10 protein-coding genes are annotated in these 14226 nt (G+C 68.9%); 8 read left to right on the top strand and 2 right to left on the bottom strand.

What is annotated here, in order from left to right; translation table 11 throughout:
- Positions 1 to 99: 99 nt before the first annotated feature.
- Positions 100 to 267 (bottom strand): hypothetical protein, encoded by a 168-nt coding sequence (locus IPG72_01590; GenBank protein ID MBK6767731.1) that lies wholly within the window; start codon positions 265 to 267, stop codon positions 100 to 102.
- Positions 268 to 305: 38 nt separating this feature from the next.
- On the opposite strand from IPG72_01590, the gene IPG72_01585 reads away from it, so the two are divergent.
- A complete protein-coding gene (locus IPG72_01585; GenBank protein ID MBK6767730.1) occupies positions 306 to 1985 on the top strand; it encodes a putative DNA binding domain-containing protein in 1680 nt (559 codons plus the stop codon).
- Between the two features lie 141 nt (positions 1986 to 2126).
- Positions 2127 to 3653, top strand: coding sequence for an SAM-dependent DNA methyltransferase (locus IPG72_01580; GenBank protein ID MBK6767729.1), 1527 nt, complete (start codon positions 2127 to 2129; stop codon positions 3651 to 3653).
- 222 nt (positions 3654 to 3875) lie between these two features.
- Here the strand turns inward: IPG72_01580 and IPG72_01575 are convergent, their stop codons facing one another.
- Positions 3876 to 7136 (bottom strand): hypothetical protein, encoded by a 3261-nt coding sequence (locus IPG72_01575; GenBank protein ID MBK6767728.1) that lies wholly within the window; start codon positions 7134 to 7136, stop codon positions 3876 to 3878.
- A 442-nt stretch (positions 7137 to 7578) separates the two neighbouring features.
- Between IPG72_01575 and IPG72_01570 the strand changes: the two genes are divergently transcribed.
- The 6 genes from IPG72_01570 (at position 7579) to IPG72_01545 (ending at position 14184) form a co-directional block, all read left to right on the top strand.
- Positions 7579 to 9732, top strand: coding sequence for a hypothetical protein (locus IPG72_01570; GenBank protein ID MBK6767727.1), 2154 nt, complete (start codon positions 7579 to 7581; stop codon positions 9730 to 9732).
- Complete coding sequence (locus IPG72_01565) at positions 9677 to 11164, top strand: hypothetical protein (GenBank protein ID MBK6767726.1); 1488 nt, start codon at positions 9677 to 9679, stop codon at positions 11162 to 11164. Before IPG72_01570 ends, IPG72_01565 begins: the two co-directional genes overlap by 56 nt.
- Before the next feature lie 89 nt (positions 11165 to 11253).
- Positions 11254 to 11511 carry a hypothetical protein gene (locus tag IPG72_01560; GenBank protein ID MBK6767725.1) on the top strand — a complete coding sequence of 86 codons (258 nt, stop codon included), beginning with the start codon at positions 11254 to 11256 and terminating at the stop codon, positions 11509 to 11511.
- A gap of 306 nt (positions 11512 to 11817) precedes the next feature.
- Entirely contained in the window at positions 11818 to 12432 is a 615-nt protein-coding gene (locus tag IPG72_01555) for a sigma-70 family RNA polymerase sigma factor (GenBank protein ID MBK6767724.1), read from the top strand.
- Positions 12433 to 12477: 45 nt separating this feature from the next.
- Positions 12478 to 12777: a zf-HC2 domain-containing protein gene (locus tag IPG72_01550; protein MBK6767723.1), complete on the top strand. Its 300-nt coding sequence runs from the start codon at positions 12478 to 12480 to the stop codon at positions 12775 to 12777.
- Between the two features lie 141 nt (positions 12778 to 12918).
- Positions 12919 to 14184, top strand: coding sequence for a YvcK family protein (locus IPG72_01545; GenBank protein MBK6767722.1), 1266 nt, complete (start codon positions 12919 to 12921; stop codon positions 14182 to 14184).
- Positions 14185 to 14226: the final 42 nt, after the last annotated feature.

The raw sequence follows: 14226 nt of genomic DNA, 5'->3' as shown, positions 1-14226 counted from the left end.
GAAGTTCAAAGGGTGCCAATCCCGCTTGCCACCAGCAGCGGAACAGGATCGTTTCAGGTGAGGCTCAGCGCATGCTCTTCCACGACTGACGACACCTAGCTACAGATTGGGCGAGATTGCGCCCGCCTCACCCGCCTCCGCCAGTCCATCCTCCGCCTCGCCTTCGAAGGCCGTCTTGTCGACCAGGACCCGAACGACGAGCCGGCATCCGTTCTTCTGGACCGCATCAAGGCCGAGCGTGCGGTGGGCGTCGGCGCCGTACGGCAACGACGTCGGAAAGCCAACGCCGTGCAGGAGCGGCTGCTGTGAGCGAGATCATTGCGCGATGGTCGCAGCAGCCGGAGGGGCAGTACTTCGAGCGGAAGTCGGCCTTTGACCGGCTGGCCGATGGCCGGCGAACGCCGCGAAGCGCCCGTGCCATCGCCAAGGACGTCGTGGAAACGTTGGCCGCGATGGCGAACGCGGACGGCGGGGAGTTGGTCATCGGCATCGAGAACGATGGCGGGATCACCGGCGTGCCACATCCCGAGGACAAGGTCACGCTCATCACGGACGCACCGAGCCATGCGCAGCACGTGCGCCCACCGCTGCGCGTGAAGGTCACATCCGTACGCACCGGCGACGACATGGTGCTCCTGCACTTCGACGTGGACTGGAGCCCCGTGCCGCATCAGCTCGCCGACGGGCGTTACCTCCGGCGCTTCCGCGATGAGAACAGACCGTGGCCGGCGGACGACCTGACGGCCATCAAGCAGACGGAGCGCGAGCGGCAGGCCGAGGGCGGCCACGTCGCGGCCGCGACGCTCGATGACTTGGACGTGGCGCTGCTCGATGCGTTTCGGCAGGCCGTCGGCCTCGGTCTCTCCGACCGTGAGCTGCTGCTGAAGTACCGCCTCGCCGAGCCGCGCAACGGAACGGTGGTGCTGACGATGGCGGCGCTGCTCCTCTTCGGGCGCGAGCCGGATCGTTGGCATCCGCGCTGCGGCATCGACTTCGTGAAGTACGAAGGCACGCAGCGCGGCGTGGGCGGCAAGTTCAACGTCGTCCGGCGCGAACGCATCGAGGCGCCGTTGCCGCGCCTGATCGACCAAGCACATGCCGCCATCGCACCGCATGTCAGGCAGCGTCAGCGGTTGGTCGACCTGTTCTTCGAGGAGCGCCTGGAGTACCCCACCTTCGCGTGGCAGGAGGCGGTGGTCAACGCCGTCGCCCACCGCGACTACGCGATGACTGGCGTCGGCATCGAGGTGGCCATGTTCGACGACCGCCTGGAGGTGCGCAGCCCAGGCGGCCTGATCGCGCCGGTGACGCTCGATCGCCTTCGACGGCGTGAGCAGGTGCACGCCTCCCGGAACCCGCACGTCGTGCGCGTCCTGACGGACTGGGGCTACATGCGCGAGCTGGGCGAGGGCATCCCGCGCATCTATGCCGAGATGGAGGAGGCTTGGCTCCGAGCGCCGGAGTTCAACATCGTCGCGGACAGCCTGTTCGACGTGGTGCTCCACAACACCCCCGTTCTCGACGACGATGCGCGCGCCTGGCTGAAGCGCTTTCCCGTCGCCGACCTCACCCCGAACCAGCTGCGGCTCCTCGTCTATGCCCGAGAGCACGACGGGCGCTTCACGAGCCATGCGTACCAGCGCCTAGTCGGCACTGACATCGCCTCGGCCCAGCGCGACATCCGGGGCTTGCTGCGCAAGGGGCTCGTCCGGCAGCTGGCGAAGGGCGGTCGCGTCTACGCCTTGACCGATCGCCGAGGTCCCGAGGTTCCACCGGAGGATCTCGCGCCCTTGCTTCCTCTGCTGACGGCGCAGGGATTCCTGACGAATGGCGATGTTCGCGACGGCCTGAGCCTATCCCGCATCCAAGCGAAGCGTCGGCTGGATCGATGGGTCGATGCCGGCTGGCTGGTCCGGACCGGTCAGAAGCGCGGCACGCGCTACGTTCCTGGACCGAGTGTCGGCACCTATGAAGCACCCACGTGATGAAATGACTCACCTTCGGCGTTATCGCACCGCGTTTCACGGCGCTCTATATCGGCTCTACCGACGAACCATGCCACCCGACAGCCGCGCGTACGGGCAGTTCGAACCACCCCACCGGCATCGGTCGCCAGGAGCACGTGCATGAGCCAGTCCGACCGCCTCGTCCAGAAGCTCTGGAGCTACTGCAACGTCCTGCGCGACGACGGCCTGAGCTACCAGGACTACCTGGAGCAGCTCACCTTCCTCCTGTTCCTGAAGATGTCCGACGAGCGCGCCAAGCTTGTCGGCGACGACGAGCCCGTCCCGGCGGGTTACCGCTGGTCCGACCTATCCGATCCCAAGATGGAGGGCGCCCGGCTGGAGGACCACTACCGCGAGACCCTGGCCATGCTGGGCGCCGAGGGCGGCATGCTGGGCCTCATCTTCCGCAAGGCCCAGAACCGCATCCAGGACCCGGCCAAGCTGCGCAAGCTCATCGTCGACCTCATCGGCACCGAGCAATGGCTGACGATCTCCGCCGACGTGAAGGGCGACGCCTACGAGGGCCTGCTGGAGCGGAACGCCCAGGACACCAAGAGCGGGGCGGGTCAGTACTTCACCGTGCGGCCGATCTGCGAGGCCATCGTCGACTGCATCCAGCCCCGACCCGGCGAGGTCATGAGCGATCCGGCATGCGGCACGGGCGGCTTCTTCCTGGCGGGCCACGCCTACGTCGCCCGCCACTACGACCTCGACCGCGACCAGAAGCGCCACCTCCAGTACCAGGCGCTGCGCGGCGTCGAGCTGGTGGACGCCGTCAGCCGCCTGTGCGCCATGAACCTATTGCTCCACGGCATCGGCCCCACCGACGACACCATGGAACCACCCATCCGCACCGACGACTCGCTGCGCGACGTCCCCTCCGAGCACTACGACGTGGTGATGACGAACCCGCCGTTCGGCAAGAAGTCCAGCATCACCGTCGTGGACGAGGAAGGCGAAACGGACCGCCAGACCCTCACCTACAACCGGCCCGACTTCTGGACCACCACGAGCAACAAGCAGCTCAACTTCGTCCAGCACATCAAGAGCCTGCTGAAAATCAACGGCCGCGCCGCCGTCGTCGTGCCCGACAACGTCCTGTTCGAGGGTGGCGCCGGCGAGATCGTGCGCCGCCGACTCATGCACGAGTGCGACGTACACACCCTGCTGCGCCTCCCCACCGGCCTCTTCTACGCCCAGGGCGTGAAGGCCAATGTGGTGTTCTTCGACCGCAAGCCGGCCAGCGAGACCCCGTGGACGAAGGTCGTGTGGTTCTACGACCTACGCACGAACAAGCACTTCACGCTGAAACAGAACCGCCTGACCCGCGCCGACCTCGACGAGTTCGTCGCGTGCTTCCGCCCCGGCGATCGGCACAACCGGACGGCGTCGTGGTCAGAGGCCAACACGGACGGCCGGTGGCGACCGTACACGTACGACGAGCTGTCCAGCCGCGACAAGGCCAGCCTGGACATCTTCTGGCTGCGCGATGACAGTCTGGAGGACTCCGCCAACCTACCCGAGCCGCACGTTTTGGCTGAGGAGATCGCGGAGGACTTGCGGACGGCGCTGGCGCAGGTGGAGGATGTCCTTGGGGATCTGCAGGTGCGGGCGCTCGCGGGCAGAGGCCTGGGGACCGAAGGCTGAACGACGACCAGCGGACGGATCACATGCCCCAGGCGCCCAGTCGTCCTCATCGAGGATGGCGCCTGCCGGCGGGGGCGGACCTGCGGATAGCCCGCTCGGAGGACGACGAGGCAGCGATCCCGCATGGACAGTGACCGCCGAGCAGGCCTTCCTGGGCCTGCCAATCGCACTGTGGCAGACGCAGAGAGGGCGGCCGGCGAGCGTCACCCGCCAGAAGCCGTGCTACCGGCGTGGACGGTACGCCACCGGCAGCCAGATAGCGGTCGTTGGCCTGAAGCGGGTCAGCACTTCAACGCCTATTCGGCCATCATGCGCGAAGTAGACGACATCGCGCAGAGCCGCCATTCGCCCGTATGGTGGCACGTCGAGTCGCCCGACAACTTTGGGAGGGTTCTGGCTATCCACACGAACGGCCCAGATCGTACCACCCGAAACGACGTGCCTATGCGCATGTGCGTACGTCCACCCATCGGTAGCGTGCAACGTCTCGAACTCCTCCGCGAGTCGCAGGTGTGCGCGCACTTCCGGTCGCTCGGGCACGCGGAAGTCGATGAACACGATGTCCCGACCGCCGCCGTATACCGCTGTCGTGCCGCTCATTCCAGCAGGCCACAGGCCCTGCGGGACGCCCGCGAGCGGGCCGATCGGGCGAGGTGAAAGCGGCTCGGTGATGTCGACCTGATAGGGCGGCGTAGACCCGATCAGGAGTCGACGTCCAGCCACGAGCAGAGGGGCGCCGACTCCGATGTTGTGCATGCCGATCAGGCGCGTCCGCCCCGGGATGGAGACATCGAGGACCGCCAGACGACCGTCGCTCCCGAGTGCATATACCGCCTGACCGACGACGGCGAGGGCTGTGACGAGGGGCCCTTCGGGCGGCGGTGGGCAGCGGCCCGTCCCAAAGCACCACTTTGAGGTCGGGGCCAGACGGTGGCCGCGCGAGACGTCCCAGATCGTGACGCCACCTTCCTTCGTGCCCGTGGCCAGGATCCCTCCCGCGCTGGCGAGAAGCGGATCGGCCGTCCAGGGCACGTTCCCCAACGGCGCCGGATGTGCCGAGTCAGCCAAGTCATAGGACCACCGGAGGTTCTCGATTTGGTTGTAGTTTTCCACGACGAGTTGCTGATCGACGACCGTGAGCTTCTTGACCTCGCCGCTCATCCAGCCTCGCCAGCGCTGCGTCGCGCCGAGATCGGCATCCACGTCGCCGGAAACGAAGGAGATAACCTGACCCTCGACCCCGTGGCCGCTCCAGATGGCAACATGGTCCGGCAGTTCAAACAGCTTCATGTCCTCGGCGATGACCGTAATGGGCGCCAAGGGCACGGGCGTTCCCGGCGTCCGAACGTCCAGGCGGGTGATCCACCCGCTCGGTCGCGTGACGTAGATGATGTCGCCGAAGCGATAGAGCCAGTGGTACCAACCCGGATGGCTCACGGGAACGTCATCTGTGATGTCGACGAGGCCGATCTGGCGCGGCGGGTCAGCGGCGAGATCGATCAGCCGGAGGCGCAGCGTAGCCTCGGGCCCCGCGATCTGCTCGTTCTCGAACGTGTACGCGATCGTCCCGCGTGCGACGAAGGGGGCAGGGGAAGGCCATGTCCATGCGAACTCGCCCACGAGCCGCGGAGCAGCCGGCACGGTGAGGTCGACGTTGAGCCACATGTTGGCGCCCGAACTCACGTAGAGGTGGCTGCCGCCGTTTACGACGACGTTCGGCTCTGCGCTGCCCGGCAAGACGACGGATCCGAGCACCTGGAGCGTCACCGGATCGTGGAGCGTGAGATCGACCCTCGGCTCGGGCGCCGTGACCTTGTTCATCACGACGAGGCCGGGATCCGTCACGTGCGGCCCTTCGGCCGCCACGCCGGTGTCCCGGAGGCCGATGACGCCGCCCGCATCGAACAGATCCTTCAGCCTCCCTTCGTGCACGATCAAGGTCCGGCTCGGCAGATGGAAGATCGGTTCGGTAAGACTGGCCACCGTGTCTTCCGCCCGACTCACCGCCCTCAGCTTGCCCGACCCGTCGTCCGCGAGGCGATACGTGTAGCCGTTGGAGGCGATGTAGAAGTTCCCGTCCACCTCGAACGCCTTCGCCGGCCTCTGGAAGCGGGTCTCGAACTCGCCGTCGGGCGAGCCCTCGACCGGCGGCAACACGCGATACCGCTCCCCGCCGCGCCGACAGATGAACGCTCCTTCGTTGCGCTGCGAGTAGGCGCCGTCGGAGCCGGGATAAGGCGCCCCAGCCACGAAGCAGGCGGACCCGCCGCCAAATGCGCTGTGGCCGGTCGGCGCGCTCTCCTTGCTGATCACCTCCAACCCGGCGCCGACGACTTGGCGCAGCCGGAAGAGCTCGTGGCCGATCAAGTCGCCATTGCCGGCCAACATCTCCGTGAGCACGAGCACATCGTCCGCCGGGCCGTCGAACGCCGACCACACGATCCGCGTATGATCCGGCGAGTCGTCGTCGCGGTGCCAACGCCCGCGCTCTGTCGGAGAGGGCATCGCCGTGATGTCCCAGACGATGATGTCGTTACTCTCTTGGAACAGCAACGACGTGCGGCCTAGACCGACCGGGACTGACGGGACAGGCACGGACAGCAACGGGACGAGCGATCCGGGCGACCGACTCTCGAAGACCTCGATCGTCCTCGATCCGCCGGGTCGCTCGATGACCGCACCGACGCGCCCATCGGACGCGATCAGGGTGCGGATCTGGCCTGAAGGTCGGGCTTCGGCCATGCGACGGACATGTCCGTCGACGACGACGAACTTCGTCACGATGCCGGGGGGCTGACCGTCCGAGTTCAGCCCGACGTAGAAGGCGCCCCCGTCCGTCGCGACGATCATGCTGGAAACCGGGTGGCGCTCGACGAACCGCGGACCCCCCGGTGCGGCAAGATCGATGAATCGAACGACGCCGTCGTACACGATGGCGGCCGCCGACCCGGATACGAACAGCTCGTACCACTCGGGCAGCGGTGAGGCCATGAGCAGCGTCCCACGGTGGCGCGGCTCGTCGTCGCCGAGCTCGAACGCATCGAACCGCCCCTCCTGCAGACGCAACACTAGGGCGCCGTCCACTGCCAGCCGCATGCGCCGTCGATGGGCTCCGGAGGCGATAAGGTCGACGAGGTCTGCCTGCAAGCTCGGACCGGTCGAAGTGTAGGCCGTCGGCATCGGCACCGCGCTCGGCGCCGGCACCGTCCAGGGCGTCTCGCTGGGTGTCGGCGTTGGCGTCACGGTCGGGGTAGCGGACGGCACGTCGGTCGGAGACAGGGTCGGCGTCTCACTGGGCAACGGGGTCGACGTGTTTGTTTCCGTCACGGTGGGCGGAAGGGTGGCCGACGGTGTCCATGTGGCGGAGGCCGTGGCCGTCCACGTAGGGTTCGGCGTTGCCGAAGGCACCGTCGTCGACAGCGCCTCTCGCACCGCAAGCGACGGACCGTGGACATCATGCGTGGCGCCGAATCCGGCCGTCACTACCCTGATGGGATCGTTGGCCGTCATGACGAGTGGCGCGCGGCCTTGGGATGCCGACGTCGGGCTCACTAGCCCGGCAAGCGCTACGAGCGCACAGGTGATCGACGCGAACAGCAGCCCCATGCGATCGAAGTCGTTCCCGGCACGGGAACGAGCCATGGCAGGGTGTCGAGACCGACAGCGGCTTGGTGGGCATGATCGCGGAATGCCAAGACGTCGCGATGCTGAGGACGGAGCATCGAGCGAACGAAGAACGCGCTTGGCAATCAGGACCTCGAACTTCATGCCCTGGAGCTTAGCCCGCCTTCAGTCTGCCAGCAACAGCTACGGTCGGCATGACCCCTGAACGCTGACCGTTAGTCATCTTGCCCAACGAACGCTACCGTCGTTGACGCTGAATGCCGTGCAACGATCGCTACACTGTGCTGGCTGGGAGGGACGAGTGACCGAACCCATCGATGCGCTTGCGCAGGGCGTGCAGCAGATGATCGTCCCGCCGCGACGACGGGCTGTGCTAGCCGTGCTCGTCCTTGGCATCGCCGCCAAGCACACCGTCGCCGAGGGTACGCGCACGCCGCCGTCGCCGGCCCAGGGACCGAGCCCGACGCCCACCGCGACGTTCACCCCCAGCCCGTCGGCGCCGACGTCCACTCCGGATCCGACCGGGTCGCCGACATTCACGCCGACGACGACCCCCGGCCCGGGGCCAACTGTCACGAGCCGATCGGGCCTTGACCCCACGGCGCTCCCGGTGCCATCTCCCGTGGCGGTGGACGGTCCGTGGCTCGTCTCGGACATCGTTGGGCGGGCGGGGCCCGGCCTGCGCGACATGGTCGTGGCGCCGGACGGCGAGCGACTCGTCGCTGTCGTCGATGGTCGGTTGTCCGTCTGGGCGCTGGGTCCGCCAGCAGCCCGCGCGGTCGGTCAAACTGTGCTGGACGGCGTCGAGCGCGTCGACGCGCTCAGCGTGTTCTCTACGACGGTCGTCGCCGCGGCGGCGGACGGGCTGCGGTTCTTCGACGTGCGCGACCCACAGGACCCGCACCTCGCAGCGCATGTCGCTCAGGCGGTGTCCGTTCGGTTCCTCGCCGCGGACGGGCAGCGCGTCTACGCCGCGAACGACGGCGCCGATGGGCGGCCGGTCCGGCTCACGGTGTTCGACGTCGCGGCCGACGCCATGCCGACCGCGGTACACACAACGACGCTCGACGTCGAGCGGCTGACCGGGCTATTCGCAGCCCCCGGCCATCTCGTCGTGAACGGACGGATCACCGTGGAGGGCGTCACGGCGGAGCGGTGGCGGATCCATGAGACGGCGGATCTCGATGCGCTGCGCGTGCGGGCGGTTTCGGCGCCGGGTCAGTGGGCCCTCGACCTGAGCTCGACGCGCCTGCTCGTCGCGCCGGGGTACGGCTTCCGGCTGCTCTCGATCGAGGCGCCCGGCGAGCCTGTCGAGCTCGGGACGTGGTCGGACACTCCAGTAGCGCTCGCCCGGCTGGCGGGGGACGACGTGGACATGCACTACGCCTCGTACGGACCTGTGGGCGAGTTCAACGGCGCCTGGCTCCAGCGGATGGTCCGGCAGCCGGACGGCCGCTTCACGCGAACCCGCCTCGTCGACCTCGACCTTGGCATCGTCTTCGCCGGCGGGGGCACGTTCTGCGGCCAACCCGAGTTCACTCAGCCGACGAACGTGCGCTGCTTCCGTTTGGACGGTTCGCGCTCCGAGGTGTCGCTGGCCGCGGCCGCGCCGGACGGCGAGCGCGCCGTGTCGAGCGGCTGTGTGGACGCGACGGTCTACGATGGCCAGATCGTCGTCGCGTGCCGACCGAACCTCGTATGGCTCGGTGCGGACGCCATCGGACAACCGCGCGCCGTCGCGTCCGTAAAGACGCGATACGGTGCGGCGTACGTCCGCGCCGTCGGCGATCGGCTGTACGTCGTGCTCGGCAAGAGCTTGTACGGGCTGGAGCGGCGGAACGACCGCTGGGAGACGGACAGCGGGATCGCCAGCGCGGACATCGTCGTCAGCGATGGTCGCCGGCTGGCGGCCGTGTACACCGACGGTACCCTCCTCCACGTCACGGTCATCTCGGCTACGACGGCGGCACCGTCCATCGCCCGGCTTGCGCTGCCGCACGCACTGGCGGATGAAGCACCGGTCCTCGACGGCGACCGACTCTTCGTGGCGACACGTGATGCCGGGTGGCTGGTGATCGCCGGGCTGAGGTCGGGTCAGCCGGGGGTCGTAGCCACGTGGCCGGCGTTTGCGCCGGCGGGCTTCGCGGCGCGTGACGGCGTCGGCTATGTGCCGACCGGAGCGCTAGGCGCGAATGGCAGGCGGGGGCTGGTGGTAGAAGTGCACGACGTCGCGGGGAACAGCACCAGTGCCAGCCGGTGCGCTCTGGCTGAGCGACGACGCGCCGCTCGCCGCGCCGGACCGCGCGCCGGACATCGCCGTCGCCGGCACCCAGCTCGTCGTCCATCGCGGCGAAGGGTGGCTGTCGCGGATCGACATCCGCGCACCCCGGAGCCCGCGGATGCTGTGGCCGACACTCATCCCGGGGGACGACGTCACGCTCGTGCCACTCGATGACGCCCGGCTTGCCGTGCTGTACGGCGGCGATGCGATGGAGATCCTGCGCGTTGACGACGTGGCGGACCGCCCTACGTACACGACCTGGCGGCCATGGTCGCCCAGCAGGACGCCGGCGCCACTACACGCGCTGTACGACCGGCTACGCGTCGGACGTCGGCTGCCCGATAGCGGGACGGCCGGCGGCCGGTGGCTCTACGATGCCTCCCAGCCGCTCACGCCGGCGCGGGTCTCGACGCTCCCGCTCGACCGCGCGTCACGTTCGTTCCGCGAGCTGAGCGAGGACGGGCTTCAGTTGCGGACATGGTGGCCGGAGCCGAGGGGCGCGCAGCGCCTGATCCACACGTGGTGCGTTGGCGACGGCCGGTGCCCGCCCGCGGGCGGCTCGCCGGCGCTCGTTGCGCACGTCGACGGCGAGAACGACTACGTCTACACGGTGGATACCGAGGACACCCTCCATCTCCTCCTCGTCGCGCCTCTCGGCGAGCTGCAGTACCTTCCGGGGCAGCGGCCGCCGGCGGACATCCGTCTGACAGGCCTCACCGCCGGCCCCATGCTGCGCGTGGGACGCACGCTCCTCATCGCGGGGCCGTCAGGACCGCCATACCAGGCGGACATGTACAGCCCGGACCTTGCGGCGATCGGTCCCCTGACTGGCTTGCCGGGCCCGGCGACCGACATGGTCGCCCGCGGCACGATCGCGTACCTCGCCGTCGGATCGGCCGTCTTCGCCGTCGACTTCACGCAGCCGCGCGAGCCCGTGGTGACGGCGCACCGCACACTCGGTCGGCCGGTCCGCGGGCTGCAGACGGCCGGCACGCGGCTCTACGCCTTGCTGGACGGCGCCGTCGCGGTGTTCGACGTGACTGAGGCGTCGTCGCCACTGACCGTCGGCCGTCTCGCGCTCCCAGTCGACTACCTCGCCGATCCCGCCACGGTATTCGCCGCCGTCGAGGACACCTTGTATGTGGCCGACGCCGGCGGGTTCAGCGTGCGGACCGGGCTCCGGGCGGCACCGGATGGTTACGTGCCGCCGACGGTTCAACTGACCGTCACGTCGACGCCGACGCTGTCGCCGACCGCGTCGAACGTAACGCCGCCAACGCCGTCGACTACTCCCAGCCCCCAGCCGGACGTTGCGACGGCAACAGCGATAGGGACTGCGCTGGCGGCGACAGCGGCACCCGCGACGGCAACGATCAACGGGACGCCGAGCGCGACGCGGACCTCGACCGCGACGATCACGCCGGCGGCGACGCGGACCTCGACCGCGACCGCAACGATCACGCCGTCGGCAACGTCGACCAGCTCCCCAACGGCAACCGCCATGGTTACGCCGAGGCGTACGCCCAGCGCGGCGCCGGCTACGAAGGTTCGACCGGAGGCGAAGCGCTACCTTCCGCTCGCCATCCTCCACCGCCGCCGGAGATAGTGGACTGGGTCCGCATCGTGAGCACGTCATCGAGATGAACGCGGCCCACGTCGTCAGACAACGCGGTGCAGGGCGTCCGCGTGGCGCTCATGAACGCCCGAGCGCCCGCCCCTACCGACCGCGTCAGGGAGAGTGAACATGACTGGCAATCGCCCACCCAAAGCCACGTTGCCGAGCGCTCGCCACGACGCGCACGCCGGCCGGACAAGCGAACCACACTGATCGCCACCGTCCCGACGGCGAGCGCGTCGCCGCGTCGGTGCTACGACTTCGGCGACGAGTCGGACGAGGAGATCGCCGCGATCATCGTGGCCGACCTGCTCGCGGACGAGGCGCCACAGCCCTGACGCCAGTTGATGCCAACCGTGATGCCAACCTGACTGACACATCCTGTCACATGCTGGCCGCTGGCCGCCGTTCTGGCCACCCGCCGCAAGACAAGCTAGCATCCCCTGACACAGGCTGGCAAAGGCTAAGATTCCCCTTACGTAGCCTTTGAATCCGTCAGTCCGGGTTCGAATCCCGGCCCCCCAGCCTTCGGCGGCGCACCTGCGTCGTCGCGACAGGAGTGCGGAATCGTGAGCACCGGCATCGCCCCCGATGCGCCAGCGACGGTGATCGCGCCGAGCGGTGATCCAGCCCTCGGCGGCGACATGGCGTTGGTTCACGCGCTGCGGCGGGGGGACGAGGCCGCGTTCGCCGATATCGTCCACCAGCTGCACCCGTCGATGGTGCGCTTGGCGCAGCTGTTCGTCCGCGACCGCGCCACGGCCGAAGAGGTCGTCCAGGAAGCCTGGGTCGGCGTGCTGCAGGGGCTCGACGGGTTCGAGGGACGCAGCGCGCTCCGCACCTGGATCTTTCGTATCGTCGCCAACAAGGCGCGCACCCGCGGCCGCCGCGAGGCGCGCACGGTGCCCTTCTCGGCCTTCGCCACGGAGGATGGCGACGACGATGGCGGCTCGGCCGATTCCGACCGATTCTGGGGCCTCGGCAGCAGCACGGTGGGCTACTGGCAGGCGCCGCCCGAGCCGTGGCTCGATGCCGAAGGGCGCGTGCTCGCTGCCGAAGCGCGTGATGTCGTCGACGCGGCGATCGCGGCGCTGCCGGAAAGGCAGCGCGCCGTCATCACGCTCCGGGACGTGATGGGCTGGGATGCCGACGAGGTTTGTAACGAGCTGGACATCACGGCGACGAATCAGCGCGTCCTGCTGCACCGCGCCCGCACGGCGGTGCGGCACGCGCTCGAAGCGTACCTCCACGCCGCCTGAGCGTGGCACTGGGAGGCAGAACATGGCTGAAGGGATGACCGCGTGATGCAGCCCTCGATCGAACCCCAACCGGCGGACGTTCCGGACGCGCATCTGCACGGCGCCCCGCGGCTCACGTGCGAGAAACTGGTCGACGCGATCACCGACTACCTCGAGGGGGCGATGGCGCCCGACGATCTGCAGCGGCTGGAGCTCCACCTTTCCTTCTGTCCGCCATGCCAGCTGTACCTCGACCAAATGAAGCTCACGATCGCCGCCACCGGACGGCTGCGCGCGGCCGATGTCTCGGCCGAGGCCGAGACCGTCCTGATGGCGCTGTTCCGCGCTTGGGCTGCCGACGCCTGAACGAGACACCGTCCGAACCGCGCGGCCGCCGCGCCGCCGTCATCCCGATGCCACAGCAGAGATGCCACAGCAGAGTTGTCGCGCCCGATGCGCCTTCCCGACTGGCCCAAGAGCCGCTCCCTCAAATGGTTGATGCCCGGCATGCAGGTCAAGCGCTGGCTGGCCCTGCTCTTGGCCGGCATCACGGCGATGGCACTCGGGATCGCGTACACGCTCATCGACGCCTACCGGACCGTGGCGGCCCCCGGCGACGTCCAGCCCTTCCTCTTCGTCGCCACGCTGCAGTTCCTGCCTCAGGCGATGCGCGCCATCCTGTTCCTCGTCATCGGCCTCGGCATGGCGCTCGGCGGCCTGTACGGCCTGAACCGTTCGCTCCTGACCGCCGTCGCGCCCGAAGGTTCGCCGGCGCTCGTTGACATCGTCGACCGCCGGCGCCGCCGCCGTTCGGACGCCAAGATCGTCGCGATCGGCGGCGGCACCGGCCTCTCGACGCTTCTGCGCGGCCTCAAACAGCACACGGACCAGATCACGGCCATCGTCACCGTGGCGGACGACGGCGGGTCGAGCGGGCGGTTGCGGCAGAGCCTCGGCGTGCATCCGCCCGGCGACTTCCGGCAGTGCATCGCTGCGCTGGCGAACACCGAGCCGCTCATGCAGCGCCTGTTCGAGTACCGCTTCGGCGACGGCACCGAGCTGGGCGGTCACGCCTTCGGCAACCTGTTCATCGTCGCGATGACCGGCATCACCGGCAGCTTCGAGAGCGCTCTGCGCGCGTCGAGCCGCGTCCTCGCGGTCCGAGGCCGGATCGTCCCGTCCACGCTGACGCACGTCACGTTGTTCGCCGAGCTGGCCGACGACCGCGTGATGGCCGGCGAGTCCCGCGTCCCGCACGGCGAGGCGCCGATCCGCCGCGTCTTCCTCGAGCCCGACGCGCCGGCCGCCTACCCCGAAGCCGTCGCCGCGATCCTGGACGCCGACCTCATCATCCTCGGTCCGGGAAGCCTCTACACCAGCGTCCTGCCCAACCTCCTGGTCCCGGACATCGCGGCGGCCCTCGAGGCCACCCGCGCGCCCGTGGTCTATGTGGCGAACGTGGCCACGCAGCCCGGCGAAACGGACGGCTACAGCCTGGAGGACCACGTCGAGGCCCTGCGCCGTCACCTCGGCCGCCCGGTGATCGACATCGTCCTCGCCAACGACAACCTGGCGCCGCTCGAGCGCAACCCCAAGCTGCCGCTCGTCCCGCCCATCCTCGGCTCGAGCCGCAACGGCTACGTGCCCGACCTCATGCTCGCCGACCTGATCAGCGACGCCCAGCCCACCCGCCACGACCCCGACCGCCTCGCCGCCGCCATCGCCCGCCTGCTGCGCGATGCGGGCCGGCGCGGTGGCGACAGCGGGGCCTGAGACACCCGCGAAACACCCAGTTCCTATCCTGGCATCCTGAAC

This window comes from Candidatus Avedoeria danica (genome assembly GCA_016703025.1).
GTDB lineage: Bacteria > Chloroflexota > Anaerolineae > Epilineales > Epilineaceae > Avedoeria > Avedoeria danica.
The sequence above is the reverse complement of the archived record's forward strand: the minus strand, read 5'-3'. Positions and strand labels throughout refer to the sequence as shown.